General features: G+C 60.2%; 21 protein-coding genes and 5 pseudogenes. 9 read left to right on the forward strand and 17 right to left on the reverse strand.

Annotated features, from left to right (window positions below; translation table 11 throughout):
- Window positions 1-90: 90 nt before the first annotated feature.
- Window positions 91-864: pseudogene (locus tag DW49_RS01000000127990) on the forward strand (helix-turn-helix transcriptional regulator).
- Window positions 865-1,036: 172 nt separating this feature from the next.
- Here the strand turns inward: DW49_RS01000000127990 and DW49_RS0102190 are convergent.
- Window positions 1,037-2,017, reverse strand: coding sequence for a sugar-binding transcriptional regulator (locus DW49_RS0102190; RefSeq protein ID WP_005737586.1), 981 nt, complete (start codon window positions 2,015-2,017; stop codon window positions 1,037-1,039).
- Window positions 2,018-2,080: 63 nt separating this feature from the next.
- Window positions 2,081-2,542, reverse strand: coding sequence for a ribose 5-phosphate isomerase B (gene rpiB / locus DW49_RS0102195; RefSeq protein WP_005618119.1), 462 nt, complete (start codon window positions 2,540-2,542; stop codon window positions 2,081-2,083).
- 278 nt (window positions 2,543-2,820) lie between these two features.
- On the opposite strand from rpiB, the gene DW49_RS0102200 reads away from it, so the two are divergent.
- The 7 genes and pseudogenes from DW49_RS0102200 (at window position 2,821) to dhaL (ending at window position 10,087) form a co-directional block, all read left to right on the forward strand.
- A complete protein-coding gene (locus tag DW49_RS0102200; RefSeq protein ID WP_005618118.1) occupies window positions 2,821-4,308 on the forward strand; it encodes a sugar ABC transporter ATP-binding protein in 1,488 nt (495 codons plus the stop codon).
- Window positions 4,305-5,282 carry an ABC transporter permease gene (locus tag DW49_RS0102205; protein ID WP_005618117.1) on the forward strand — a complete coding sequence of 326 codons (978 nt, stop codon included), beginning with the start codon at window positions 4,305-4,307 and terminating at the stop codon, window positions 5,280-5,282. The genes DW49_RS0102200 and DW49_RS0102205 overlap by 4 nt, the downstream gene beginning before the upstream one ends.
- A 52-nt stretch (window positions 5,283-5,334) precedes the next feature.
- On the forward strand, window positions 5,335-6,345 hold the full coding sequence (locus DW49_RS0102210; RefSeq protein ID WP_005618116.1) for a substrate-binding domain-containing protein: 1,011 nt from the start codon (window positions 5,335-5,337) through the stop codon (window positions 6,343-6,345).
- A 146-nt stretch (window positions 6,346-6,491) separates the two neighbouring features.
- Window positions 6,492-7,247: an SDR family oxidoreductase gene (locus DW49_RS0102215; RefSeq protein WP_005618115.1), complete on the forward strand. Its 756-nt coding sequence runs from the start codon at window positions 6,492-6,494 to the stop codon at window positions 7,245-7,247.
- 29 nt (window positions 7,248-7,276) lie between these two features.
- A pseudogene (locus DW49_RS01000000127995) lies at window positions 7,277-8,391 on the forward strand (MDR/zinc-dependent alcohol dehydrogenase-like family protein).
- A 40-nt stretch (window positions 8,392-8,431) separates the two neighbouring features.
- On the forward strand, window positions 8,432-9,433 hold the full coding sequence (locus DW49_RS0102225; protein WP_005618114.1) for a dihydroxyacetone kinase subunit DhaK: 1,002 nt from the start codon (window positions 8,432-8,434) through the stop codon (window positions 9,431-9,433).
- 3 nt (window positions 9,434-9,436) lie between these two features.
- On the forward strand, window positions 9,437-10,087 hold the full coding sequence (gene dhaL / locus DW49_RS0102230) for a dihydroxyacetone kinase subunit DhaL (RefSeq protein ID WP_005618113.1): 651 nt from the start codon (window positions 9,437-9,439) through the stop codon (window positions 10,085-10,087).
- A 12-nt stretch (window positions 10,088-10,099) separates the two neighbouring features.
- Here the strand turns inward: dhaL and DW49_RS0102235 are convergent, their stop codons facing one another.
- The 15 genes and pseudogenes from DW49_RS0102235 to DW49_RS0102305 form a co-directional block, all read right to left on the reverse strand.
- Window positions 10,100-10,906 carry an aromatic ring-hydroxylating dioxygenase subunit alpha gene (locus tag DW49_RS0102235; protein ID WP_229687519.1) on the reverse strand — a complete coding sequence of 269 codons (807 nt, stop codon included), beginning with the start codon at window positions 10,904-10,906 and terminating at the stop codon, window positions 10,100-10,102.
- Window positions 10,898-11,176: pseudogene (locus tag DW49_RS1000000133995) on the reverse strand (Rieske 2Fe-2S domain-containing protein); the annotation flags it as partial. The pseudogene DW49_RS1000000133995 and the gene DW49_RS0102235, both read right to left, overlap by 9 nt.
- Window positions 11,161-11,499 (reverse strand): annotated as a pseudogene (locus DW49_RS0102245) (GH3 family acyl-acid amido synthetase); the annotation flags it as partial. The pseudogenes DW49_RS0102245 and DW49_RS1000000133995, both read right to left, overlap by 16 nt.
- A pseudogene (locus DW49_RS0102250) lies at window positions 11,496-12,125 on the reverse strand (type VI secretion system contractile sheath domain-containing protein); the annotation flags it as partial. The pseudogenes DW49_RS0102245 and DW49_RS0102250, both read right to left, overlap by 4 nt.
- A gap of 34 nt (window positions 12,126-12,159) precedes the next feature.
- Complete coding sequence (gene tssB, locus DW49_RS0102255; protein WP_005618110.1) at window positions 12,160-12,663, reverse strand: type VI secretion system contractile sheath small subunit; 504 nt, start codon at window positions 12,661-12,663, stop codon at window positions 12,160-12,162.
- 614 nt (window positions 12,664-13,277) lie between these two features.
- Window positions 13,278-13,868: a peroxidase-related enzyme gene (locus DW49_RS0102260; protein ID WP_005618108.1), complete on the reverse strand. Its 591-nt coding sequence runs from the start codon at window positions 13,866-13,868 to the stop codon at window positions 13,278-13,280.
- Window positions 13,868-14,389 carry a CMD domain-containing protein gene (locus DW49_RS0102265; protein ID WP_005618106.1) on the reverse strand — a complete coding sequence of 174 codons (522 nt, stop codon included), beginning with the start codon at window positions 14,387-14,389 and terminating at the stop codon, window positions 13,868-13,870. The genes DW49_RS0102260 and DW49_RS0102265 overlap by 1 nt, the downstream gene beginning before the upstream one ends.
- Before the next feature lie 71 nt (window positions 14,390-14,460).
- Window positions 14,461-16,026 (reverse strand): ABC transporter substrate-binding protein, encoded by a 1,566-nt coding sequence (locus DW49_RS0102270; RefSeq protein ID WP_005618104.1) that lies wholly within the window; start codon window positions 16,024-16,026, stop codon window positions 14,461-14,463.
- Between the two features lie 51 nt (window positions 16,027-16,077).
- Window positions 16,078-17,091 (reverse strand): ABC transporter ATP-binding protein, encoded by a 1,014-nt coding sequence (locus DW49_RS0102275; protein WP_024420077.1) that lies wholly within the window; start codon window positions 17,089-17,091, stop codon window positions 16,078-16,080.
- Window positions 17,081-18,094, reverse strand: coding sequence for an ABC transporter ATP-binding protein (locus tag DW49_RS0102280; RefSeq protein ID WP_005618102.1), 1,014 nt, complete (start codon window positions 18,092-18,094; stop codon window positions 17,081-17,083). Before DW49_RS0102280 ends, DW49_RS0102275 begins: the two co-directional genes overlap by 11 nt.
- Window positions 18,091-19,011 (reverse strand): ABC transporter permease, encoded by a 921-nt coding sequence (locus DW49_RS0102285; RefSeq protein ID WP_005618100.1) that lies wholly within the window; start codon window positions 19,009-19,011, stop codon window positions 18,091-18,093. The genes DW49_RS0102280 and DW49_RS0102285 overlap by 4 nt, the downstream gene beginning before the upstream one ends.
- Complete coding sequence (locus DW49_RS0102290) at window positions 19,008-19,982, reverse strand: ABC transporter permease (RefSeq protein ID WP_005618098.1); 975 nt, start codon at window positions 19,980-19,982, stop codon at window positions 19,008-19,010. Before DW49_RS0102290 ends, DW49_RS0102285 begins: the two co-directional genes overlap by 4 nt.
- Entirely contained in the window at window positions 19,979-21,439 is a 1,461-nt protein-coding gene (locus tag DW49_RS0102295; RefSeq protein ID WP_005618096.1) for an NAD(P)-binding domain-containing protein, read from the reverse strand. The genes DW49_RS0102290 and DW49_RS0102295 overlap by 4 nt, the downstream gene beginning before the upstream one ends.
- A 380-nt stretch (window positions 21,440-21,819) precedes the next feature.
- Complete coding sequence (locus tag DW49_RS0102300; protein WP_003382655.1) at window positions 21,820-22,770, reverse strand: LysR family transcriptional regulator; 951 nt, start codon at window positions 22,768-22,770, stop codon at window positions 21,820-21,822.
- Window positions 22,771-22,889: 119 nt separating this feature from the next.
- Entirely contained in the window at window positions 22,890-23,981 is a 1,092-nt protein-coding gene (locus tag DW49_RS0102305; protein ID WP_024420245.1) for a diguanylate cyclase, read from the reverse strand.
- Window positions 23,982-24,162: 181 nt separating this feature from the next.
- Between DW49_RS0102305 and yghX the strand changes: the two genes are divergently transcribed.
- Window positions 24,163-25,050 carry a YghX family hydrolase gene (yghX, locus tag DW49_RS0102310; protein ID WP_003382657.1) on the forward strand — a complete coding sequence of 296 codons (888 nt, stop codon included), beginning with the start codon at window positions 24,163-24,165 and terminating at the stop codon, window positions 25,048-25,050.
- Window positions 25,051-25,121: the final 71 nt, after the last annotated feature.

Here is a 25,121-nt window from a genome sequence, read left to right on the forward strand (position 1 = left end):
ATCAGACTTATCAGTCATTGCAAACAGCAGTTGCCGCGCACGAGCCCACCACGGTCCCTTTTTGCGCGGTCGGAATCAGGAAAGCTCAGGATGAACACGGCGCAACACCCCGAATACAGCAGCGATCCGCGCTTTTATCAGCAGTTGGCTCAACTGGTCTCCAGCACCGGCTGCGCTACATTTGCCGGGCACATGCTGCAACTGGTGGATGCACTGGTGCCCATTCACGGGCTCGGCCTCAGTGAGTGGACGCTGGACCTGCGCCAGAGCAGCATCAGCCGTATCAACCTGCTCGGCGGCGCCGGCCTGCAATACGACCCGCCCACCACCGAAGCGCCGCACCATCCGCTGCTACCGAGCATCCTGCACATGCAGGACCCCTTGCTGGTGCAGCTCAAGACCCCGCTGAGCAAACAACACCCGCAGCGCAACACCCACCAGTGCAATCTGGTTTCAAGCCAGGGCGACCGTCGGCGGATCATCTGCTTCTACCGGCTGACGGCCCTGCGTGCGTTTTCCCTGAGCGAACTGTCGTTGCTCAAAAGCCTGTCTGACACTTTGTTGCCACTGGTCGAGCATCACGCATAAAGCCTCGTCCAGGCCGGCAACCGTGGCGCAGGCCAGGAACCGGAACCCGGCTCTCTGGACCAGGCGTTCAGCGGCCGGCTGGCGCAGGATTCGATCACGTTGTCCGCACGCGAGCAGGAGGTTTGCCTGGGCCTGCTGACAGGCGGAACCGTGGCCGAAATGGCTGCGCGGCTGAAGGTCAAGAATAGCTCGGTGGAAACCTACCTCAAGCGCGCCACCGCCAAACTGGGGGTCAGTGGGCGACATGGTCTGGCACGCTGGATGGCGGGCGGCTGAGGGTTTCGAGTTGCGACGTTTGACCTGTGCAGGCGTACGTTCTGGCTTTGAAATAACGTGAAACAAAACAGCCGAATAACAGAAAGGGCCGCCCCGGCCCTTGTGGCTCAACCCTTTTGCATTCATCAATCAAGCCGTAACGACCTTCTAACTGCAATGCTGCGCTGACTCATCACCCTTTGCGCGTTGCGTCATCCAGAGCAAGAATGGTGTGGGCATTGGTGACCGTCGTCGCCAGTGTGTTGATCACGCCCGAGCGCAAAGCCCCTAATGTCGCCGCCGCCTTGGTGTTTTCGCTGGCGATGGCCACCACGTCCGGGATGCGGAATAGCTCCTGCACGGTCAGGCCGATCACCCTGCCCTGAATGGCGTTGACCGCTGGCTGGCCATGAATGTCGATGAAATCGTAGCCCATCATGTCGCCGACGGTGCCGGACAGCCGCGCCTGAGCGATTTCCTGCGGCGAGAACCAGCCCATGCGCACCATGTTGCTGTTTTCGCTCATGTCACCGATGCCGATCAGCGCCATGTCGGCACGGCGCGCGCGATCCAGCGTTGAGCGCACCGTGTCGTTGCTGATCAGAATGCTGCGCAGTTCGGGGTTGGCGACCAGTGCCGGGGCGTACAGGCTCTCGCTTTCACCGCCAAAGCGCAGCGCCAGTCGCCGGCAGATGTGGTCGGGGTTCATGTATTCGCCGGCCTTGAGCGAACCGCCGATGGCGCAGACAAATGTGCAGTTGCGCGTCACCGGCAAAAACACGTTGTCGGCCACTGCACCAACGTTACGGCCCATGCCGACAGCGACGATCATGCCGTCGCCCAGGGTTTTGTTCAGGTAATTGGCGACCAGGCTGGCAACCGCCGAGCGCTGGGTATCGGGATCACTGTGATCAACCGCAATCAACGCCCGGTCCAGCTGGAATCGCTCCACCAGTGCCAGTTCCAGCTCGTTGTTCATGGCCGGGTGTTGCAGCACGCGCACTTCGACAATGCCCTCATCGCGTGCGCGCTTGAGGAGCCGGCTTACCTTGGCCCGGGAAAGGTCGAAGCGTTTGGCGATAGCTTCCTGAGTGACGTTCTCAAGGTAATAGAGCATCGCGACTTCAGTCATCAGATCGATGTCGCTGGCCATGCGCTGGGTACTGTCACTCATGTGGACGGGCTTCCGTTTCGGCGTCAAAGGCGCATTCTCCCTACTCCCGCCCTGTTCCGTCCACTATTGATGCCCGTCACGCTCGATCGCGCTGATGCGATCGACCTTGGCACCGGAGCGCGCAGCCTCGAACTCCGATTCCAGGAACGATTTGACGATGCTTTTCGCCAACTCCGCGCCGATCACCCGTGCACCGATGGAGAGGATTTGCGCATCGTTGCTCTTGCGTGCCCGTTCCGCCGAGTAGGTGTCGTGGGCCTGGGCAGCGCGAATCCCGAGCACCTTGTTGGCCGAGATGGCCATACCGATCCCGGTGCCGCAGACCAGCACCCCGAGGCGCTGCTGCCCGGCGTTGATGGCGGTCGCGACGGCCAGGGCAATGTCCGGGTAAAGCACCGGCGCGGTGGAATGGGTGCCGAAATCAGTCACCGGGTAACCCAGTGACTCGATATGGCGCTTCAACAATTCCTTGAGTTCATAACCCGCTTCATCACATCCGATAGCCACCGGGAAAGGTGTGTTCATGGCATCAGGCTCCACTGCCGAGGTCTTTTTATCTGACCATATGTTCAATCGGTGAAATTCCGATCAGTCACTTCTCTGATATCCACGCCATCCTGTCAAGCCTGATTTGCGAATACATTGAGTAAAAGCGCTCTTTAATAAGCGAGCCGAGCCAAACTGGCGTTCAAAAACTTTTCAGCGAAAGAGATTGACTGATCAGAATTTCATTTGATACACATATGCTCACTGAGCAACGCATCAGTGCACCTAATAAGAATTCACAGCACGAGGACACGCCAATGGCCACGCCATTACTGCTCCAGGCTGAACACGTCGCCAAGGCTTACGCTGGCATCCCGGCCTTGCGTGACGGCCGCCTTTCACTGCGGGCCGGCAGCGTGCATGCCCTGTGCGGTGGCAATGGCGCGGGCAAGTCCACTTTTCTCAGTATTCTGATGGGCATCACCCAACGCGATGCCGGGACCATTTTGCTCAACGGCGAGCCCGTGCAGTTCAGTCGTCCGGGCGAGGCATTGGCGGCGGGGATCGCGATGATCACCCAGGAACTGGAACCCATTCCCTTCATGACCGTCGCCGAGAACATCTGGCTGGGCCGCGAACCGCGCCGGGCCGGCTGTATTGTCGACAGCAAGACGCTGAACCGGCGCACCCGCGAGCTGTTGGAGAATCTGGAGTTCGATGTCGACGCCACCAGCCCCATGCACCGGCTGAGCGTGGCGCAGATACAGCTGGTGGAAATTGCCAAGGCGTTCAGCCATGACTGTCAGGTCATGATCATGGACGAACCCACTTCGGCGATCGGCGAGCGCGAGGCACAAACCCTGTTCAAGGCTATCCGCCGCCTGGCCGCCCGTGGCGCAGGCATCGTTTATGTGTCCCACCGTCTCAGTGAACTGGCGCAGATCGCCGACGACTACAGCATCTTTCGTGACGGCGCGTTTGTCGAAACCGGGCGCATGGCCGATATCGACCGGGCGCACCTGGTGCGTGGCATTGTCGGCCAGGAATTGCAGCGCATCGACCACAAGGTCGGTCGTCAATGCGCCGCCGAATGCTGCCTTGAGGTCGACAGCCTGAGCCGTAACGGCGAGTTCGAGGACATCAGCCTGCAACTGCGCCACGGCGAAATTCTCGGTATCTATGGCTTGATGGGCTCTGGCCGAAGCGAGTTTCTCAACTGTATCTACGGCCTGACCACGCCCGACGCCGGCAGCGTCACCCTGCAAGGCAAACCCATGCCGGTCGGTCTGCCCAAGGCAACCATCCGCGCGGGCATGTCGTTGGTGACCGAAGACCGCAAGGACAGTGGCCTGGTGCTCAGCAGCAGCATTCTCAGCAACATTGCGCTGTCTGCGTACAAGCAACTGTCGAGCTGGTCGCTGATCAATGCGCGCAAGGAACAGCAACTGGCCGAAGACATGGTCAAGCGTCTGCAAATCAAGACCACTTCACTGGATTTGCCCGTCGCGTCAATGAGCGGCGGCAACCAACAGAAAGTGGTGCTCGCCAAATGCCTGTCGACCCAGCCGGTCTGCCTGCTTTGCGACGAGCCGACTCGCGGCATTGACGAAGGTGCCAAGCAGGAGATCTACCACCTGCTGGATCAGTTCGTGCGCGGCGGCGGTGCTGCCATCGTGGTGTCATCGGAAGCCCCCGAGCTGTTGCGGTTGAGCGACCGGATTGCGGTATTCAAGGGTGGCAGGCTGGTGACCATCAGCAGCGATACCGACCTTTCCCAGGAAGCCCTGTTGAGTCTTGCCTCATGAATGCGAAAACCGTTATCGCCCCTGCCACTGCCGTGCCGCGCAGCCGTTTACGCCTGTCTCTGGACCGTTTCGGCCTGCCGCTGGTGTTTATTCTGCTGTGTGTGGTCATGGCGTTTGCCAGTGAATATTTCATGACCTGGCGCAACTGGATGGACATTTTGCGCCAGACCTCGATCAACGGCATTCTGGCCGTCGGCATGACCTACGTGATCCTGACCAAGGGCATCGACCTTTCGGTCGGCTCTATCCTGGCCTTCGCCGGCTTGTGCAGTGCGCTGGTCGCCACTCAAGGGTATGGCCTGCTGGCGGCGGTCAGCGCCGGCATGTTCGCCGGGGCGATGCTCGGTGTGGTCAACGGTTTCATGGTCGCCAACCTGTCGATTCCACCGTTCGTGGCCACGCTGGGCATGCTCAGTATCGCGCGCGGCATGACCTTCATTCTCAACGACGGCAGCCCGGTCACCGACCTGCCCGAAGAGTACCTGGCGCTGGGCGTCGGCAAGGTTGGCCCGATCGGTGTGCCGATCATCATCTTCGCCGTGGTTGCGCTTATTTTCTGGATGGTACTGCGCTACACCACCTACGGCCGCTACGTGTATGCCGTCGGCGGTAATGAAAAGAGCGCCCGCACCTCGGGGATCGGCGTGTGCAAGGTGATGTTTTCGGTGTACGTGGTGTCCGGGCTGCTTGCCGGGCTGGCGGGTGTGGTGCTCTCGGCGAGAACCACGTCTGCCCTGCCCCAGGCCGGGATATCCTATGAACTGGACGCCATCGCAGCGGTGGTCATCGGCGGCACCAGCCTGTCCGGTGGCACCGGCAGCATCGTCGGCACGCTGTTCGGTGCATTGCTGATCGGCGTCATCAACAACGGCCTCAACTTGATGGGTGTTTCTTCCTATTACCAGCAGGTCGCCAAGGGCCTGATCATCGTGTTCGCAGTACTGATCGACGTGTGGCGCAAGAAAAAACACTAGCCGCTTTTCCTCTGAATGACCGACTGACTACAACAATAACGAGGTGCTCATCATGAAATTCGCTACTTCCCTGGCCGCTGTCGCGGCGCTCTCCCTGCTCGCCAGCAGTATCGCTCTGGCCGCCGACGGCAAGACCTACAAAATTGGCGCGGCGGTGTATGGCCTCAAGGGCCAGTTCATGCAGAACTGGGTCCGTGAGCTCAAGCAGCATCCGGCAGTCAAGGATGGCACCGTGCAGATCACCGTGTTCGACGGCAACTACGACGCGCTGACCCAGAACAACCAGATCGAGACGATGATCACCCAGCATTACGATGCAATCATCTTCGTGCCCATCGACACCAAAGCAGGGATCGGCACCGTGGCCCGGGCGATGGAGAGCGACATCCCGGTCATCGCGTCGAATACGCGCGTCGCCAGCGCCAAGGTGCCTTATGTCGGCAACGACGATGTTGAGGGCGGCCGCCTCCAGGCGCAGGCGATGGTCGACAAGCTCAAGGGCAAAGGCAATGTGGTGATCATTCAGGGGCCGATTGGCCAGTCGGCGCAGATCGACCGTGAAAAAGGTAAAATGGAAGTCCTGAAGAAGCACCCGGACATCAAGATCATAGAAATGAAAACCGCCAACTGGTCCCGCGCCGAGGCCTTGGCCCTGACCGAAGACTGGCTCAACGCGCACCCCAACGGCGGCATTTCCGGAATCATTTCGCAGAACGACGACATGGCACTGGGTGCCTTGCAGGCGGTGAAGTCGCGCAACCTCAAGCCTTCGGATGTACCGATCACCTCAATCGACGGCATGCCCGATGCCATTCAGGCGGCGAAGAAAAACGAAGTCACCACTTTCCTGCAGGACGCCCAGGCCCAATCCCAGGGCGCCCTCGACGTCGCCCTGCGCGCGCTGGCCGGCAAGGATTACAAACCAAAATCGGTGATCTGGGAACGCTACGCCAAAGACGTGAAATGGGGTGACGGTACTGACAAGAACTACATCCTGCCGTGGGTACCGGTGACCGACGCCAATGCGGACGCGCTTTATCAGCAGGTCAGCGGCGGCAAGTAATCGGTCTGAGATTCCCGCTCCCACGGCCTTCGGCCAGAATCAAAAACAGAATTGTGTACGAGGTAGCGCGCTCCAGCGTGGTAGCGCCGCTCTGGGAGCTCTGCGTGACGAACCATCAAAAAAACAGCGCTACAGGAGTGATGTTCATGTCTGAATTCTGGAACAAGGCCTTCGATCTCAACGGGCGTTGCGCGGTCATCACTGGTGGGGCTGCCGGGATCGGGCTGGCCTGCGCGCGCCTGCTGGTGGAGCGCGGGGCGCGGGTGGCGCTGCTGGACCGTGACCCTGCCGTGGTGGAAGTGGCAGCCAGCCTGGGCAGCGGGCACATTGGCATCGCGGTCGACCTGCGCAGCATCGACCAGGTCAACAGCACCATCAACAGCGTTTTCGAGCACTTCAAGCGCCTCGACTACCTGGTCAACAGCGCCGGCGTCGCAGTGCTGGACAAGGCCGTCGATGTGACCGAGGACGCCTGGGACACAACACTGGACATCAACCTCAAGGCCAGCTTCTTCGTCGCCCAGGCCTGCGCCCGGCACATGCTGACCCAAGGCAGCGGACGCATCGTCAACCTGGCGTCACAAGCCGCTGTCATCGGCCTTGATCGACACGTCGCCTACTGCGCGAGCAAGGCTGCCGTGGTCGGAATGACCAAAGTGCTGGCCATGGAATGGGCGCCGCACATCACCGTCAACGCCATTTCGCCGACCATCGTCGAAACCGCTCTGGGCAAGAAAGCCTGGGCAGGCGAACTGGGTGAACGGGCCAAGTTACAGATTCCGGCAGGCCGCTTCGCCCAGCCGGAAGAAATAGCCGGGTTGGCGCTGTACCTGCTCAGCGACGCCGCCAGCATGATCACCGGGGAAAACGTGGTGATCGACGGTGGCTACAGCATCCAGTAACTCACTTTTCTGTCACGAGGTTTATCGTCATGTCCACCGCTACCGAACGCACTGCCGAACAACTTTCCCCCGTCATTCCAGCCACCATGCAGGCGGTAGTGTGCTATGGCCCGGAAGACTACCGGCTGGAAACCGTCGACGTGCCGACGCCCGGCCCTGACGAAATTCTCACCAAGGTCGAGCTGTGCGGGATCTGCATGGGCGACATCAAGACCTATCGCGGCGCGCCCTCGTTCTGGGGCGATGCCGAACAGCCGCGCTACGTCAAACCGCCGATGATTCCCGGCCATGAATTCGTCTGCCGGGTGGTTGCGCTTGGTCCGGGCGCGGAAAAGCGTGGTGTGCAGATTGGCGACCGGGTGATCTCCGAACAGATCGTGCCGTGCTGGGGCTGCCGTTTCTGCAATCACGGCCAGTACTGGATGTGTCAGAAGCACGACCTTTACGGCTTCCAGAACAACGTGCAGGGCGCAATGGCCCAGTACATGATCTTCACCAAAGAAGGCATCGTCCACAAAGTACCGGATTCGATTGCCCCTGACGAAGCGATCCTGATCGAACCGCTGGCCTGCTCGCTGCACGCTGCCGAACGCGCCAACGTCGATTCGATGACATCGTGGTGGTTGCCGGGGCAGGCACGCTGGGCCTTGGGATCATCGGTGCTGTGCGGATGCGCAATCCGAAAAAGCTCATCGTGCTCGACATGAAGCCCGAGCGCGCCGCCCTCGCCCTGCGCATGGGCGCTGACGAGGTGTGGAACCCCGCCGAGGTCGATGTGCTGGCAAAAATCCGCGAGATCACCGACGGCTACGGCTGCGACATCTATATAGAAGCCACCGGGCACCACAAGGCCGTCAATCAGGGCCTGGCGATGCTGCGCAAGCTGGGGCGCTTTGTGGAATTCAGTGTGTTCAACGACGAAGCCACCGTGGACTGGTCGATTATCGGCGACCGCAAGGAACTGGACGTGCTGGGCTCGCACCTCGGGCCTTACATGTACCCGCGCGCCATCGATTTTATCGGCAACCGCAAGATCGACATGCGCGACGTGGTCACCCACACGTTCGCCCTGGCGGATTTCAAGGAAGCCTTCGCCGTCATGGAACGCGGCGACAAATCATTGAAAGTGGTACTGGAACCGTAACCCGTCCGATCCTTATAAAAAGAACACAGGAAACCGCGTTATGAATCGAGTGATAAACGACCCGGACCAAGTGGTCGAGGACATGTTGCGGGGCATTCTGGTCGCACACCCGGAATTGTCCCAGAGCGACAGTAACCCGCGAGTCATCAGCAAAACCCGGCCTTCCGGTGAGGGGCTTGTGGGCATCGTCACCGGCGGAGGTTCGGGCCACGAGCCGGCCTTCCTCGGCTATGTAGGCCCCGGCCTGGTGGACGCCGTGGCAGTGGGCGAGATTTTCTCCTCGCCCACCGCGAAAAGCTTTTTCGACGCCTTTCGCGCTGCCGATCACGGCGCCGGAATTGCCTGCCTGTACGGCAATTACGCAGGCGACAACATGAACGTGAAGCTGGCGATGAAGATGGCCGCCAGCAAGGATGTGCAAGTCCGCACCGTAGTCGCCAACGATGACGTGGCCTCGGCCCCCAAGGCCGACATCGCCAAACGGCGTGGGGTGGCCGGGGAAATTTTCATGTGGAAAGTCGGCGGCGCTGCGGCCGCACAGGGTTACGACTTGAACGGCGTGATCCGCGTCGCGCAGAAAGCCGTGGACCAGTGCCGTTCCATCGGCATCGGGCTGACGCCCTGCACCATCGCAGCTGTCGGCAAACCCAATTTTCAGATTGCAGACGGCAAGATGGAGCTGGGCATTGGCCACCACGGCGAGCCGGGCATTGAAGTCATTGCCATCGAACCTGCGGCGGCCATGGCCGAGCGCATGCTGGCCCCGATCCTCGCCGACCGCGATTTCAGCACGGACAAGGGTGTGGTGGTGCTGGTCTCCGGCCTGGGCGCAACACCGATCATGGAGCTGTATATCTTTTACGCCGAAGTCGAAAGCCAGCTCAAGGCCAAGGGTTTACACATCCACCGTTGCTACGTCGGCAACTATTTCACCTCGCTGGAGATGATGGGCGTGACGCTGACCCTGCTGGGCCTGGACGACGAACTGAAAACCCTGATCGACCACCCTTGCCGCTCCATCGGCATGACCCAGGCGGAGTGAGCCATGAGCCAGCATTTTTCCACCCATGACGGCACTGCAATCGTCGCGGACCTGGTGAGCGTTATCGTCGCCAACCGCGAATACCTCAGCGAGGTCGACGGTGCCATTGGCGACGGCGACCACGGTATCAACATGGCCAAGGGCTTTGCCCATTGCGGTCGCTCCATTGAAGGCCGTCAATTGACCCTGGCCGAAGCACTGGACGAACTGACCCTCAGCCTGATGGAAGGCATCGGCGGCTCGATGGGACCGCTGTACGGCAGCCTGTTTATCGGCATGGCCGATCAGCTACGCGCCAGCGAGCAGATCGATGCGGCGACTTTCGCCAGGCTGCTGCGCGGCGGGCTCACTTCATTGCAGGACATTACCGAAGCCGGTGTCGGCGACAAATGCCTGATGGACACATTGATTCCGGCAGTCGAAGCCTTCGAGCAGGCACACGCCAATGGCGCCTCATTCAATGAAGCCCTTGATGCAATGAAAAGCGCCGCAGCACAGGGGCGCGACTCGACCAAGGACCTGATGGCAAAAATCGGCCGCGCCAGCCGTCTGGGTGAACGCTCGGTGGGTGTGCTGGATGCTGGGGCGGTGTCGTGCTGCCTGATACTGACGCAACTGGCAGATTCAGTGCAGCCCAGGCTCAAAGCCGGTTGAAATACCCGGCTATCAAAGCTCGAATCGAATCCGCCGTTCGCGACGCTGCGCTTCCGGCAGCGCCTCGCCGCGTCGGACCGCCGCCAGCAACTGCTCGACGCCCACATGGATGGCGTCGGCAGGCACGTTGCACGGCTTGAAGTTCGCCACGTTATCAAGACCTTCGCGGTGCGCGCGAATGATCTTGACGTCCTGCTGAATCACAATATGTGTGTACAGATGAATGAACGGGCGCAGCATTCTCAACACCCAGCGGGGCATCGGAAACCGGTAGGCGATGTAGGTGTAGACGCGTGACTGGCGAGCATTGACCGGGGTGATCTGGCTGACGATCAAAAAGCCGGAGCGTGCGCCCCACAGGTAGTCACAAAAGGTCACATTCGGCGCCAGAAAGCGATCCGTGTGCACCAGCGGTTCGCCGTCCGGGTTGGTCAGCCATTGCATCAGGCCGATCTCGTCCACTTCATCGTGGTAAACCACCTCGATGCTCTGCGCCTTGCAGGCCAGCGTCGCCTCCATTGCCCGGCCGCTGCTCGAGCGAAAAATCCCTTCGTGGATGAACACCGTGTGCGGCACATCGAGAAAGTTCTGCACCAGACTGCCAACATCGGCATCGAAGGTGTTGATCATGAAATAGGATTGCCATGGGCGCTCGCCATAGGCAGGAAGCCGGAAGATCGGGGTGTCGTGAGCATCGCCCGTGCCGGTGTACACCCAGACCAGCCCATCTTGCTCGCATACCGCAAAATGACGCTGCCGGTAGCGATAACCGGGCGACTTAGGTTCTCCCTGCTCGGCATCTACGCTGGGGATATGCACTACGTGCCCGTTCGCGTCGTAGCGCCAGCCGTGATAAGGGCACACCAGGCAGTCATCGGTGATTTTACCGGCCTACAGCCGAGTGCCACGGTGCACGCACTGGTCGAGCAGCGCCGCCGCTGTGCCGCTGCGCTGGCGAAACAGCACGATGTTCAGGCCAAGAATCGTCGCCCGGTAAGGTTTGTCTTGGCGCAACTGCTTCTGTGTGCACGCCACATACCATTGCTCACGCGTACCGTCTTCAGGTGTTTCGGTCAGAGGTGCGGGCATTCGAATTCTTCCGTGATTGCAAGGAGCGCATTGGCCGTGTCCAGACGACTGATCAGTGCGCGCGGCTTGACGTCACCCGCACGAATGCCGGTTGCCTCCGCTGCGCGTTGCAGCAGCGCTGCCAGTGTTTGCGCGCCGCCACTGACAAAGCGCACGCGCACTGGCCCCAACTGGCCCAGTGTGCGTGCATGGGCATAGTGAAAGGAGCCTTGCAGCGCTGTTTCGATGTCGTTTGCCAACACCTGGCAGGGTGTAACCGCTGATGTCGACACAAGGGCCACATACTGCGGCAGTGTGTTTCTGGAGTCAGGAATCAGGCAGGCATATGGGCGGCGGCCGCTACTTTGGAGATGTTGCGTAACAGAGCAATATCCTGCGAGCCACGGTCGAATTCATAATTGGAAATAGCCGCCGCAATCGGCTCGCCACCGGGGGTGTCGTATTCCTGTGTGTAGGTGTGCAGGTATAAACCGCTCTGGGCGATCTCGGGCGCGTCCTCAAAGTCCTGGGCCAGGTGATCCTTGCTGATGTCCAGCAATTCGATACGCACGTTCTGGCGAAAATCGGTCTGATCGATCAGCGACTTCACACCTCGCCAGGTTGACTCGACACGTTGAAAATCAGGGTGGTGCATGACCGCGTCAAGTTGACGGCTGATCTGTGCATCCAGGGAAGCGATGTGCTCGTCCAGCAAGGTCTTGTCCAGGCGTTCGACTTTATGCGACGACTGTTTGAGCAGGTTCAGAAAAACACTGACGGCCGCAGTGACCCGCTCATCGGCAGAAGCTTCGGACAAGGCCTCGGAGTTCTGAAACGCTTCGATGCCATTCAACCGGGCTATCGGGCTGAGATTGATCTTGGCAAACAAGGCGCCATAGATCCCTTGGCCGCCGTCTGCGTCGAGGGTCTTGGTCAACTGCGAGGCTGGTGAAGATTGTTCTGCGGGCATGATGAAAATTTCCTTATTAACGAACCAAGGGCAATCAACGATCTTCTTGTGGCGCCAGCGCAGCCAGTTCGGCTCGCAATTCGTCACTCAGCGCGTCGTCCTTGAGGATGCGTTCCAGCTCATGGCGAAAAGTAGCGTTATCCAACAGGTTGGATTTAAGGTCGCGCAGCAGGTTGCGCATCGCCAGCAGGGCTCGCAATTGCGGAATTTGCCGCGCCACCTGTTCAGGCTCAAAGTCTTTCATGCCCTGAAAACTCAACGCGACAGCCGTGTCGGCGTTGCCGTCGATCAAGGTATTTTCTATTGCCAGTTTCAGGCTCGGCGAGAACTCGGCCAGCACACTGTCGAAGTTGTTCTTGTTAATGTCGACCTTGCTTCTTTCAGATAACGGGCGCTGTTCCTTGCCGTTGCTGTAATCCCCCATCAGCATTAATTTGAGTGGGAGTTCGACCTTCTTTTGAGCGCCGCCCGTGTGCAAGTCAAGCTTGATGTTGACCCGAGCTTTGGGCACTTCGTTTTGAAAACTGTTCGATGCCATACATCCTCCAGACACAACTCTGCGAGACAGAAAAATCCGCCAGCCAACCCGATAAGCAATTCAAGAGACGCCTTGCGCAACAGGCTTCAGGCGACCCGCAGACCCAGGCGCATACAAGCGACAGAAATCCACGCAATATTTTTTATTCGTTGCCGGCACATTTAAACAGCCAGCTATAAACAATGCGTTGAAACAATTAGCCGCAAAAATGAGGTGACACATATTTATCACGAATTATTTCAAAAGCAAGCATTGCCATGACGAAATCTTTAATTTTTTGAACTGGGTCTACGACAACTCAGAAGTCGACTTTTATTAAAGAAAAGTCCTACGCGCTTTCGGAAAAGGCCTACATATAAGCCCAACTTATTCTGTTACGAGTCGATAAACACGGCCATCATGTTTGGGGGAGTTTTAAAGAAGACTTTCAAACTTGGCAGACTATCTGATCTGAACCGGGGAGACGCCTGATGAAGCGGATGACCATTCGCCAAATGGCTATGGGAGGGGGTCATTCAAAGAATGAATCGATGAGTTAACGGTGAGAGAAGTCTGATTACCTGACCGGGAACAGCGGAATGTACCGTGCCACATTCCACCGTTCAGCAACGGGCCTATTCAGCCTCGGGAAACACCGGCTCGCCAAGATTGAGCATCAGCCGGTTGGCCCAGGCGAAGATCGCGATGGCGTGAATCAAATCCAGCACCTGCGCATCATCCAGGCCCTGCTCACGCAACGCTGTGATGTGCGTGGCGTTGAGCGAAGCAGGCTCAAGGGTCAGGTCGATGGCGAACTGCACAACGGCTTTTTCGCGTGCCGTGGTGCCTGCCGTTGCAGGGTCGGCGAAGACTTGGGCAATCACGTCATTGCGCTTGGCCAGTTGCTCGAAACGCTGTGCATGCACCGACGCGCAATACACGCAGCGGTTGATGCGCGAGACCACGGTGCTGGCCAGCTCTCGCTCGGCACGGGACAGGCCGCTCGGCGCGTACATGATGGCGTTGAAGGCCTGGGAGCGTTGCCGAAGGATGTCCGGGTGGTGCGCCAGGGTCAGGTAGTAATCCGAGGTCCTGGCCTGCGGATGGCTCTCTTCGAGCACGCCGATCTGCTCGGCAGTGGCGTTGTTCAGGTCCACGGTCGGTAACCAGGCTTTCCAGCCCAGCAGCTGATTGGTGAAACCTTCGATTTCAATAAGCTCGCTCATCAGGCCGCTCCGGCAGATTGAATGGCGGTCAGCCCTGCGGCCAGACGCACCTGGTAGGACAGGAACGCAATCAGCTGCGCCAGTACCACGATTTCAGCGGTGCTCAAGCCCTGAAGTTGCAGCGCCTGCAAGGCACTTTGATCGCCGTGTACCGGAGACTCGATCAAGGTGCGGGTAAAACACAGGATCGCCGCCAAACGCGGGTCTTCAAGCAGGTCGATCCGGTTGGCGTCCACGTCCGCCAGCACGCTGGCCGCTACGCCCACTTCGCGCAATTGCTGCAGGTAATACGCGGTCAGGGTTGGCTGCGCGCTCAGCTGGGTCGCGTAATAGGCAACCCACAGACGCTCGCTCAGCGGCAGGTTATCTGCCAATGCCGGGTCGAAGAAAAGCGCCTGGCTGCCCTGGGTTGCCGTGGCAACCTTGTCACGGGCATGGCGCACGATGTGCAAAGGGCTGCCAGGGTCGATGCCCAGCAGGTTATCCAGCAAGTCCGGTGTGTTTGAATGCTCGGTCGTCATGAAATGTCCTGCAAGGCTGTCGTGCCACTCGCGCAGCAGCTTTTAAAAGCCGCGACGCGAATAAGGGAAGATCACGGCTGTTCGGTGACCATGGTCGCCGCAGTGCGGTCGCTGACCAGCGGCTCGACTTTCAGGCCTTTGCGCGCCGCCCAGATGTTCTGGTAATGGAACAGCGGGATAATGCCAACGTCGTCGCTGACCACCTGGACCGAGTCCTGAAGGATCTTGCGGCGTTTGGCCTCGTCGAATTCAGCCGTGGAATCGGCCAGCGCCTTGTCCACCAACGGGTTGCTGTAGTGCCCCCAGTTGGACGCGCCCTGCCCTTTGCTGCTGTCCACTGTGGTCAGAATATTGGTCAGTGCATAAGCCGCTTCACCGGTGCCGTTGCCCCAGGCAATCACGCTGACTGCCAGCTCATTCTTGTTGGCCTTGCCTGCGTAGACCGCCCACGGCAGCACTTCCAGCTGCACCTTGACGCCGATTCGTGTCCAGAACTGCGCCACGGCCTGCATCACTTCCGGCGCTTGCGGGTAACGGTCACCCGGTACGTGCACGGTCAACTGAAAGCCTTCGGGAAAGCCTGCCTGTGCCAGCAGGTCCTTGGCCTGTTTGACGTCATACGGGATGTTCTTGATGCCGGGGTTGTAACCGAAAGTATTGGCCGGCATCCACTGATTGGCCTCGGTCACGGTGCCCTGCATGATGCGCTCGTCGATGGCCGGGCGATTGATCGCCAGGGACAATGCCTTGCGCACCCGCACGTCCAGCAACGGGTTCTCAGCCAGCGGTTTACCGGCGTTGTCACGAATGAATTCGTTGGAACCTGCACGGAAGCTTGGCTGAATGATCAGCGCACGCAAGCCCTGATAGGCGAAGACATTGACGCTCGGGGTTTTGCGCAGACGCTCGACGTCAGTTGGCGACACCTTGTCGATCACGTCCACATCGCCCGCCAGCAACGCCGCAGTGCGGTTGGCGGCGTTGGCGATGAAACGGAAATCGACCTTGTCCCAGGTCGGTTTCGCTCCCCAGTAGCTGTCGTTGCGGGCAAAGATCGTGCGATCACCCGGTACAAACGAGACAAAACGATAAGGCCCGGTGCCGATCAGGGCTTTGCCCGAGTTGTAATCGGCGCTGCTGGCGGCGGCGCCTGCATGGCGGCTGACGATGTAGATGGAATCGACGTCCGGTAGCAGGTTGGCGTTGGGCAGGCGGGTCTTGATGATCAGGGTGTGATCGTCTTTGGCCTTGACCGATTCGACGGTGCGCATGGCACCGGCGTAAGACGCAACACTACCGGGCACGCTGCGCGCGCGCTCGAACGAGAACACCAGGTCGTCGGCGGTCAGCGGTGTGCCGTCCTGCCACTTCACGTCATCGCGCAGGGCAAACTCCCAAGTGGTGTCGTCAATGACTTTCCAGCTTTTCGCGAGGCCCGGCAGGGTCTTGTCGTCACGGCGGCTGACCAGCGATTCAAAGGCGTGCAGCGCCACCGAGCGGTCGCCGGCATAGTTGTTCAGTTGCGGGTCGAGCGACGAGACCGGGTCGGCGTAACCGATGCGCAGGTCTTGCGCCGAAACACTGCCGGCGGCCAGCACGAGCGCCGAGGCCAATAAAGAACGAACGAGTGGTTTCATGGGTGATTCCTTGTACGCAATAGCGAAAATTGACGAGCTTGAGGTGCTCGTTCAGCTCTGATCATTCAGGTGACACGCGCTCTGGTGGTTCGGCGAAACCTCCCTCAGCGCTGGAGCTTCCTCACGGCAGCGCGCCAAGGCGCGCGGGCAGCGAGGGTGGAAATGACACCCGGCGGGCGGGTTCAGCGGGCTGGGGATTTCCCCTTTGATCGCGTCATAACGGGTGCTGCGAATATCGAAGCGCGGGATCTGCGCCAGCAGCGCCTGGGTGTACGGGTGATTGGCCCGCGCAAACAGGTCATCGACCGATGCGGTCTCGACCACCCGGCCCAGGTACATCACCACCACGCGGTCACACAGATGTTCCACCACACCCAGGTCGTGGCTGATGAACAGATAGGTCAGGCCCAGCTCATCGCGAAGGTCCATGAACAGGTTGAGAATCTGCGCCTGAATCGACACGTCTAGCGCGGCCACCGACTCGTCACAGACCAGCAGTTCCGGCTGCACCGCCAGCGCACGGGCGATGCCAATACGCTGGCGCTGACCACCGCTGAACTGATGCGGGTAGCGCTGGCGCAATTGCGGGCTGAGCCCGGCGCGTTGCAATTGAGCGCTGACATACTCATCGGCGTCTTTGCGGTCGGTCAGGCCATGCAGCAGCGCGCCCTCGCCGACAATCCGGTCAACCCGCAGGCGCGGATTGAGGCTCGACGAGGGGTCCTGAAAAATCATCTGCACCTTGAGACGCAACGCCCGGCGTTCCTGTGGGGTCAGGCTGTCGAGCGGCTTGCCGTCCACCGAGGTGCTGCCGGAGGACACCGGCAGCAGCCCGGCCACCATGCGCCCCAGGGTCGATTTGCCGCAGCCCGATTCGCCCACCAGCCCGACCACTTCGCCACGAAGAATGCGCAGATCGACGCGATCCACCGCGTGGGTCACCGGTTTGGGGCGGGTCAGGTGCAGGCGCTGCAACAGACCTTGAAAAGAACGCTCGTCCACCGGCTTGCCGAAGGTCTTGCTGACCTGGTGCAGCTCGATGAGGGGAATCTGATTACTGGACATCGGCGCCAGCTCCTGGATAAAAGCAGCGAACCGTATGGCCCGGCAGAATCTCGCGTGGTTCGGGGTCTTGCGCGCACGCCTGTGCGGCTCTGGCGCAGCGTGCAGCAAACGCACAGCCCACCGGCATCGACAGCAGGTCCGGCGCCATGCCGGGAATCTGCCGCAGGCGCTGACCGCGTTTGTTGCGGCTCGGCAGGCTGTCGATCAGGCCTTGTGTATAGGGATGTTGCGGGCGATCCAGCACGTCAGCGACCGAGCCTTGCTCGACAATGCGCCCGGCGTACATCACCACCACGTCGTCGGCAAGCCCCGCCACCACCGACAGGTCATGGGTGATCCAGATCAGCGAGGTGCCCTGTTCGCGCACCAGTTTCTGCACTTCGCTGAGAATCTGCGCCTGAATGGTCACGTCCAGCGCGGTGGTCGGCTCGTCGGCGATAATCAGGTCCGGGGCGTGCAACAGCGCAATGGCAATCGCCACCCGCTGGCGCATGCCGCCGGACAGTTGATGCGGGTAGGCGCGCAGACGCTCTTCAGGGCTGGCAATGCCCATCAATGCCAGGGTGCGGCTGGCATGCTCACGGGCCTCGCGTTTGCCGAGCGTACTGTGCGCGCGCACCGCTTCGATCATTTGCGTGTCGACCCGCAACACTGGATTGAGGGTCATCATCGGGTCCTGAAAAATCATCGCGACCCGGTTGCCCTGGATTTCACGCAGTTGACCGGCCGAGAGCTTTGTCAGGTCACGGCCTTTGAACAGCACCTGGCCGCCACTGATGCGCCCCGGTTCGTCCACCAGACCGAGAATCGAAAACCCGGTGACCGACTTGCCTGACCCCGACTCGCCCACCAGCCCCAGAATGCGCCCTGGCTGAACGCGCAGCGAGACATTACGCACCGCAGGCAACACACCGGCGCGGGTGTGAAACGAGGTGCACAGGTCTCGCACGTCCAGGGTCGGTTCGACCGAGGATGCCACGCGCGATGCTTCAGGCAGGCTCATCGCTGCAACCTCGGGTTCAGGACATCGCGCAGACGGTCACCGACCAGATTGATCGCGACGATGGTGATCAGCAGAGCCAGCCCCGGAAACAGGCTGATCCAGTATTCATTGCTGAGCATGTACTGAAAGCCGTTGGCGATCAGCAGCCCCAGCGAGGGCTCGGTGACCGGCACGCCCAGGCCTAGAAACGACAGGGTCGCTTCCAGCGTGATGGCACGGGCGATCTGCAACGCGCCAATCACGATCAGCGGCGGCAGGCAGTTGGGCAGGATGTGTCCGATCACGATGCGCAGCGGACCAACGCCCTGCCCGCGCGCCGCATCGACGTATTCGCGGCGGCTTTCAGTCAGCGCCTGGCCCCGCGCAGTACGCGCGTAATAGGCCCATTCGAGCAGGATCAGGGTGAGCATCACGTTACAGACACCCTTGCCCAGCCAGGCGAGAATCATCAGCGCCATCAGAATCACCGGGAACGACAGCAGCAGATCGACCAGGCGCATCAACAAGGCATCGACCCAGCCACCGGCGTACGCCGACATCAGCCCTAGCAACGTGCCAATGACCGCGGCGATCAAGGCCGAACCGATGCCGACCCACAGGCTGATGCGCAGACCGTAGATAATCGCCGAGACCAGATCGCGGCCCTGGCCATCGGTGCCCAGCCAATAGGAGTAGCCGCTGTCCATGTTCAGGCTGCCGGGCGGCATGCGCGCATCCATCACGTTGAGCTGCATCAGGTCGTAAGGGTTCTGCACCACGATCCACGGTGCGAACGCGGCCACCAGCACGATGACCAGCAACAGCAGCAAACCGACCACTGCCGTGGTGGAACTCATGAATTCGACAATCACCCGACGCCAGGGCGACTGGGCCTGCAACAGCGTGTTGGCAGGCGCGACCTTTGCGATGACGTTCATCGTGATGCCTCGATACGGACACGTGGGTCCAGCAGGTAATACAGGCCGTCAACGATCAGGTTGAGCACCACAAAAATCACCACGACCACCATCAGGTAAGCGACCACCACCGGGCGGTCGAGCATGTTGATGCTGTCGAGGATCAGCTTGCCGGCACCCGGCCAGGCAAAAATGCTTTCGGTGACCACGGCGTAGGCAATGGTCGAACCCAGCTCCATGGCCAGCACCGTCACCACCGGGATCATGGTGTTGCGCATGACGTGCATGCACATCACGCGCATCGGCGACAGGCCTTTGGCGCGGGCGAACTTGACGAACTCCTGCGGCAATACTTCGCGCACGCCTGCACGGGTCAGGCGCAGCACCAGCGAAATCTTGAACAGCGCCAGGTTCAGCGCAGGCAACAGCAGGTGTTGCAAGCCGTCGAGGGTTAGCCAGGACCATTGCACGCCGAGCCATTCTCGGGTTTCGCCGCGACCGCTGGCTGGCAGCCAGCCCAGCGTGATCGAGAACAGCATGATCATCATCAACGCTACCCAGAACGCCGGCAGCGAAAAGGCGACGATGCTCGCCGCCATCATCAGTCGGGACAGCGGATGATCGGGGTACATGCCGGCAAACATCCCCAGCGGTACGCCGATGACCACGGCCAGAAACAGCGCGCTGAACGCCAGCTCGAAGGTGGCGGGCAGGCGTTGCAGGATCAGGCGCATGGCGTCTTCGTGATAGACGAAACTCTGGCCCAGATTGCCGTGCACGGCGCCTTTGAGGAAGATCAGGTATTGCTGCCACAGCGGCTGGTCCAGCCCCAGGTGCGCGATGGCTTGCAGGCGTTCGGCCTGATTGAGGTCTTCACCGACCAGAATGTCCATCGGGTTGCCGATGGCATTCAGGCCGACGAACACCACCACTGTCATCAGCAAAATGACCAGCAACGACTGGGTCAAGCGGCGCAGCGCCCAGCCGGTCATGGGCGCAACTCTTCGGCGGTCGGCTCGCTGGCAACCCACTCGTCGCCCAGCAGCTCTGGCTCGGCATAGGTGCGCATCGATTCGAAATGCAGCGCGATGTCCTCGTTGAACAGCAGCCCGACCAGCGCGTGGGCCAGGCGTTTGGAGCCTTCGCTGATGGCGGGAATATCCCCCGACACCGCACCATAGCTCAGCGCCGCCGGGTAGCTGAAACAGTGGATGTGGTTCAGCCCCGGACAGGCACCGGGGGTCTTTTCCTGAAACTCGAAACAATTGCCCAGGTCTGGCAATACGGCCAGTTCGCTATCGTCTTCGCCTTCCGGCGCTTCAAAGCGGTCTTGCCAGACACGAATGTGCGACGAGAAGAGCGCAAACTCGGGGCGCTGCTCGAAGTCGGTCCGAAAACCGGTGGCGAACACTACAAAATCCGCCTCGACGCGCGCCTTTGATGTTTGCAGCCAGACCCCGCCCGCCGGGTTTGCTTCGACCGCGAGTACTGGGTTGTCGAGCAGAAAGCGCGCCCTGCCCGAGTTGGACACCCTGAGCGTACTGCCGCGTGGGGGTGGCACTTGCTGCTTATTCAGGTAGTGGCGGATGCGCCATTTCCAGATATCCGGCAGGCGCCAATAACCGTGGACCATGCCCGGATTGCCGACGCCCTTGCCTTTGTTGACCCGTGGCAGCTCGGCACGGCGGATCAGCAGATCGACCCGCTGTGCACCTGCTTCCAGCGCGGTGGCAGCGCTGTCCATCGCCGATGCACCGCCGCCTATCACCGCGACGCGCTTGCCTTCGAACCAGTCATCCTGCAAACCGGCGGCCGAGTGTGCCCACAGATGATCCGGCAATTGCCGGGCGAAATCCGGCACCCAGGGGCCGCCCAGACCGTCACGACCGGTCGCCAGCACCACATGGCGCGCCAGCATGAAGCGGGTTTGCCCAGGCGTCATGACGTCCAGTTCGACCAGGCCGTCCGTTCGCGGCGCGACGCGGCTTACCCGGTGTTCGTTGCGCACATCCAGCGCCAGCACCTTGCGATACCAGCGCAGGTACTCGGCCCATTGCAGGCGCGGGATTTTATCCAGTGCTGCCCAGCTGTCGACACCGAATTGCGCTTCGTACCAGGCGCGAAACGTCAGGGCCGGCAAACCGAGCGCCGGGCCGGTCAACTGTTTCGGCGAGCGCAGTGTTTCCATCCGCGCTGTGGTCGCCCACGGGCCTTCGAAACCGGCTGGCGACTGATCGAAAATCACCGCCGCCACGCCCAGATGCCGCAGCTCGGCCGCCAGGGCAAGCCCCGCCATGCCGCCGCCAATGATCGCTACATCGAGCACAGCCTGCCCGGCGTTCGTCCTCGGCTTGACCCAAGGCTTGGCGGGCAGATCCAGCCACGCCAGATCCTGCTGCAGGCGAGCTTCGAGCGCCGCGAGACCGGCAGGTGCGTTTACATCGAACATTGATCGTTACCCGGAAAGATGATCAGGCGCAAAGCCCGAGCCTGATTCAAATCACTTCAAAAATCATTCCAATGTCGCAATAAATGAATTCTGAAAGCCCTTGAATGCTTAATCCGAATAATAAAAGCCGTTCTTTATTCTCGCAATGCGCAAAAAAGCATATTGATATTCCTTAATGGAATTTGCAGAGATGTTTAGAACGTAGGCGGCGCAGCGGCCCTGAAATTGGCTGCCTCGGCCGCACCTGATGTACCGTATGTATAGATTTTGCTTCCGGTTACCGGCAGTTCGCGGACAAGTCCGCTCCTACAAAACCGAGATATAGCGAACGAGCAAAGTGTCGCCCGGTCCGCTCCTACATAGTCTGAACTTACCTGCGCTCATTCGGCATAAATGCTCTGCAACAGCGCATCGTGAGCACTGGCTTCGTGCATGATCATCTCCGGCAGGAGGATTTTCGCGCAGACGGCAATTTCATCCACCAGCGCGCTCGCGACATCTGACAGCGGGCTGGCGAAAGCTGAAATAAGGCCGAAGAAAAACGGAATGGAACAGGCAATCGGCCTGACCACCACGCCTTGCAGCGGCACGCCCATGGCGGTGAACGGGTCAACCAGCGCAATGCCCAACCCGACCCTGGCCATTTGCATGGCAATCAGCGAAGTGTTGGTGTCGAGCATACGCGGGGGTTCGCCCCCGGCATCGTGAAACGCCTTGTCGATGCGCCGACGAAAACGATAAGGATTGGCCATGGTGATCAACGTTTGCTGGCGCAGCAGCTCCATGGAAAGCACCTCATGCGCAGCCAACGGCGAATCAGCTGGCAACACCGCCACGCAGGACGCTTCGCCGATCCAGTGAATCTCAAGGCCGCGATGTTCCAGCGGCAGGCTTACAGCCCCCAGATCCATGGTTTTCGACAGAACCGCCTGAACCACATTCTCCGGAGACATACTCTGCAACTGGATCTGCTGCGGGCGCAGAGGCTCGGGTAGCCGGGACAGCGCGGTGGGCAACAGCCCGGCAGCCAGGGCCGAGATCGCCACCAGCTTGATCTGATGGTTTTCTTCCTGCGCAATGTGTTGCGCACGCTGGCGGATATTACGCACGCCCAGCAGCGCGCTTTCCACCTCGCCGTACATCATGAACGCCTTGTGGGTAGGCGTGACCTTCGGCCCGCTGCGCTCGAACAGCGCAAAGCCCAGTTCCTGCTCAAGCTCCTGAATGGCTCGAGTGACCGATGGCTGAGAGCGGCCGAGCATTTTCCCGGCGGCGGTGACACTGCCCGCCGACATGACCGCCGCGAAGGCTTCGAGCTGACGCAAATCCATAAGCATGCCTTGATCAATACACAATCGATAAGGATGCGACGCACAGACCAGATTGTCTAAGTCCGCCGCTCAAAGCGCGAAAGTCTACACGCTGGCGAGGAATGCTGTGAACGGCCGGCTCACCCGGCGACCATGACCCGGTTTCGGCCCAGCTGCTTGCCCAGGTAAAGCGAGGTGTCGGCACGGTTGAGGGCGATCTGAAACGCCTCGCCCTCGCCGACGGTGGCCACTGCCAGGGTTGCGGTTACAGCGATGTCGAGTGTGTCGATCAGACCGGCTTTTTCCCGGATGGACAGCCACATGCGATCAGCCACCTGCAACCCATCGCTCAGCGCGGTATCGGGCATGAGGATCAAAAACTCCTCGCCGCCCCAGCGTGCAGCCATGTCACTGCTGCGCACGCTTGAACTGATGACCTCAGCCACTCGTTGTAGAACCACATCGCCTGTTTCATGACCGTGCAGGTCATTGATCTGTTTGAAATGATCAATGTCGAGCAGGATCATCGAGGCCGACAGCCCCTGGCGGCGCGACTCCAGTTGACGCACGCGGTGCAGCACCCGCCTGCGCGTAAAAAGGTTGGTCAGGCTGTCACGATTGGCAATGTGATACAGGCTCAGTTGCATGGAAGACGTAAAACGCACTGACAGAGCCGTGGCGTAGATCGCCAGAACGGTTGCGGCAAGAATGTTGACGACGCCAAATACCTCCAGCGTTTCGCTGCTCAAGCTGGACCCTTGGCCCATGTGCCGACGAAACGTAAAGCAACCTGCTGCCGCCAAAAGTACCGCGGCACTGAACACCACACGCTTGACGGTAACCAGTTGGAACGTGAACGCGATAATCGGGATCACGCAGAACAGGTAGAAGCTGAAGTTGCTTTCCCAACCCAGTACCCAGGTTGCCAGTACCGCGTGGGCGATGATCTCGAAACTCATCAACTGGCCAGTCTGCCGGTAGCGGCGTCTGCGAATCAGGTAAAGACAATTGCAATAGCCAAGTATGCTGAAGATGTTCGCGGCCCAGAGGATCGTTATGTCCAGCGTGATGAACACCGCCAGCAGCACGCAGTGGATCCCGAGAGCGAGATAGACCATCGGTGTGATGTGTGTCCAGAACTGGGCAGCCGTGTCCTTGAACAACTGGGAGCGGTCTTCTGCCTGGAGGGTCATCATCACGTTTTCTCGAAGGTGCGGGTTGGGTATGACCATGAGTATCGAAACGAATTCATGAACAGTTGTCGGCAATAGTCTGCAACGCTTGATACATCGACTCACAATTTAATCAACGAGCCAACGAGTTCAGAGCAGATGTCAAGGCTGCCCGCGGCTGCTTTAATACGGACTGTCGATCACCCTGCCAGGCCCTACCAACCCCTGAGGAAGCACGCCGATGGAACGTCTCACCGCGAAAGACTTTGCGCCTGAACTGCTTGAGCTTTACGACTACTACGCACACGGCAAGATCAACCGGCGCGAGTTTCTCGACCGGGCAGCGCTGTTCTCGCTGGGGGGCCTGACCGCAGGCGCGCTGCTTGCCTCGTTGAGCCCCGATTATGCGCTGGCCACACAGATCGAGTTTACCGACCCGGACATCATTGCCGAGTATGTGTCCTATCCGTCGCCCAAGGGGCATGGTCAGGTGCGCGGCTACCTGGTGCGCCCGGCCAAGGCCACCGGCAAGGTGCCAGCGATTGTAGTTGCGCACGAAAACCGTGGTTTAAACCCCTATATCGAAGATGTGGCCCGCCGCGTCGCCAAGGCCGGGTTCATCGCACTGGCACCGGACGGGCTTTCATCGGTGGGCGGCTATCCGGGCAACGACGACAAGGGCCGTGAGCTGCAGCAAAAGGTCGACCCGGAAAAGCTCATGAATGATTTTTTTGCCGCCATCGAGTGGCTGATGAAGCATGACGCAACCACCGGCAAGGTCGGCATAACCGGCTTCTGCTATGGCGGAGGCGTGACCAACGCAGCGGCAGTCGCCTACCCGGAGCTGGGCGCGGCGGTGTCGTTCTACGGACGCCAGCCCAATGCTGAGGACGTGGTGAAGATCAAGGCGCCGGTGATGATCCACTACGGCGAACTGGACACGCGCATCAACGAAGGTTGGCCAGCGTACGAGAAGGCATTGAAAGCGGCAGGCACGACCTACGAAACCTATATCTACCCAGGTGCCAACCACGGCTTCCACAACGACTCGACGCCGCGCTATGACGAAGCGGCCGCCAAACTGGCCTGGGAGCGGACGCTGGGGTGGTTCAACAAGTACCTGGTGTGAGGGCTGGAGCGTGCGAAACGATAATTTAGACTATCGTGCGACGCTCCGCGTCGCATGCCGTTCTGGACGCT

This window comes from Pseudomonas avellanae BPIC 631 (assembly GCF_000444135.1).
In the GTDB taxonomy this organism is placed as follows: Bacteria; Pseudomonadota; Gammaproteobacteria; order Pseudomonadales; family Pseudomonadaceae; genus Aquipseudomonas; species Aquipseudomonas avellanae.

What these genes read in the sequence shown, in the direction of transcription:
- DW49_RS0102190 (WP_005737586.1), bottom strand. Translation starts at nt 2,017, where the DNA reads ATGAGTGACAGTACCCAGCGCATGGCCAGCGACATCGATCTGATGACT.
- rpiB (WP_005618119.1), bottom strand. Translation starts at nt 2,542, where the DNA reads ATGAACACACCTTTCCCGGTGGCTATCGGATGTGATGAAGCGGGTTAT.
- DW49_RS0102200 (WP_005618118.1), top strand. Translation starts at nt 2,821, where the DNA reads ATGGCCACGCCATTACTGCTCCAGGCTGAACACGTCGCCAAGGCTTAC.
- DW49_RS0102205 (WP_005618117.1), top strand. Translation starts at nt 4,305, where the DNA reads ATGAATGCGAAAACCGTTATCGCCCCTGCCACTGCCGTGCCGCGCAGC.
- DW49_RS0102210 (WP_005618116.1), top strand. Translation starts at nt 5,335, where the DNA reads ATGAAATTCGCTACTTCCCTGGCCGCTGTCGCGGCGCTCTCCCTGCTC.
- DW49_RS0102215 (WP_005618115.1), top strand. Translation starts at nt 6,492, where the DNA reads ATGTCTGAATTCTGGAACAAGGCCTTCGATCTCAACGGGCGTTGCGCG.
- DW49_RS0102225 (WP_005618114.1), top strand. Translation starts at nt 8,432, where the DNA reads ATGAATCGAGTGATAAACGACCCGGACCAAGTGGTCGAGGACATGTTG.
- dhaL (WP_005618113.1), top strand. Translation starts at nt 9,437, where the DNA reads ATGAGCCAGCATTTTTCCACCCATGACGGCACTGCAATCGTCGCGGAC.
- tssB (WP_005618110.1), bottom strand. Translation starts at nt 12,663, where the DNA reads ATGGCATCGAACAGTTTTCAAAACGAAGTGCCCAAAGCTCGGGTCAAC.
- DW49_RS0102260 (WP_005618108.1), bottom strand. Translation starts at nt 13,868, where the DNA reads ATGAGCGAGCTTATTGAAATCGAAGGTTTCACCAATCAGCTGCTGGGC.
- DW49_RS0102265 (WP_005618106.1), bottom strand. Translation starts at nt 14,389, where the DNA reads ATGACGACCGAGCATTCAAACACACCGGACTTGCTGGATAACCTGCTG.
- DW49_RS0102270 (WP_005618104.1), bottom strand. Translation starts at nt 16,026, where the DNA reads ATGAAACCACTCGTTCGTTCTTTATTGGCCTCGGCGCTCGTGCTGGCC.
- DW49_RS0102275 (WP_024420077.1), bottom strand. Translation starts at nt 17,091, where the DNA reads ATGTCCAGTAATCAGATTCCCCTCATCGAGCTGCACCAGGTCAGCAAG.
- DW49_RS0102280 (WP_005618102.1), bottom strand. Translation starts at nt 18,094, where the DNA reads ATGAGCCTGCCTGAAGCATCGCGCGTGGCATCCTCGGTCGAACCGACC.
- DW49_RS0102285 (WP_005618100.1), bottom strand. Translation starts at nt 19,011, where the DNA reads ATGAACGTCATCGCAAAGGTCGCGCCTGCCAACACGCTGTTGCAGGCC.
- DW49_RS0102290 (WP_005618098.1), bottom strand. Translation starts at nt 19,982, where the DNA reads ATGACCGGCTGGGCGCTGCGCCGCTTGACCCAGTCGTTGCTGGTCATT.
- DW49_RS0102295 (WP_005618096.1), bottom strand. Translation starts at nt 21,439, where the DNA reads ATGTTCGATGTAAACGCACCTGCCGGTCTCGCGGCGCTCGAAGCTCGC.
- DW49_RS0102300 (WP_003382655.1), bottom strand. Translation starts at nt 22,770, where the DNA reads ATGGATTTGCGTCAGCTCGAAGCCTTCGCGGCGGTCATGTCGGCGGGC.
- DW49_RS0102305 (WP_024420245.1), bottom strand. Translation starts at nt 23,981, where the DNA reads ATGGTCATACCCAACCCGCACCTTCGAGAAAACGTGATGATGACCCTC.
- yghX (WP_003382657.1), top strand. Translation starts at nt 24,163, where the DNA reads ATGGAACGTCTCACCGCGAAAGACTTTGCGCCTGAACTGCTTGAGCTT.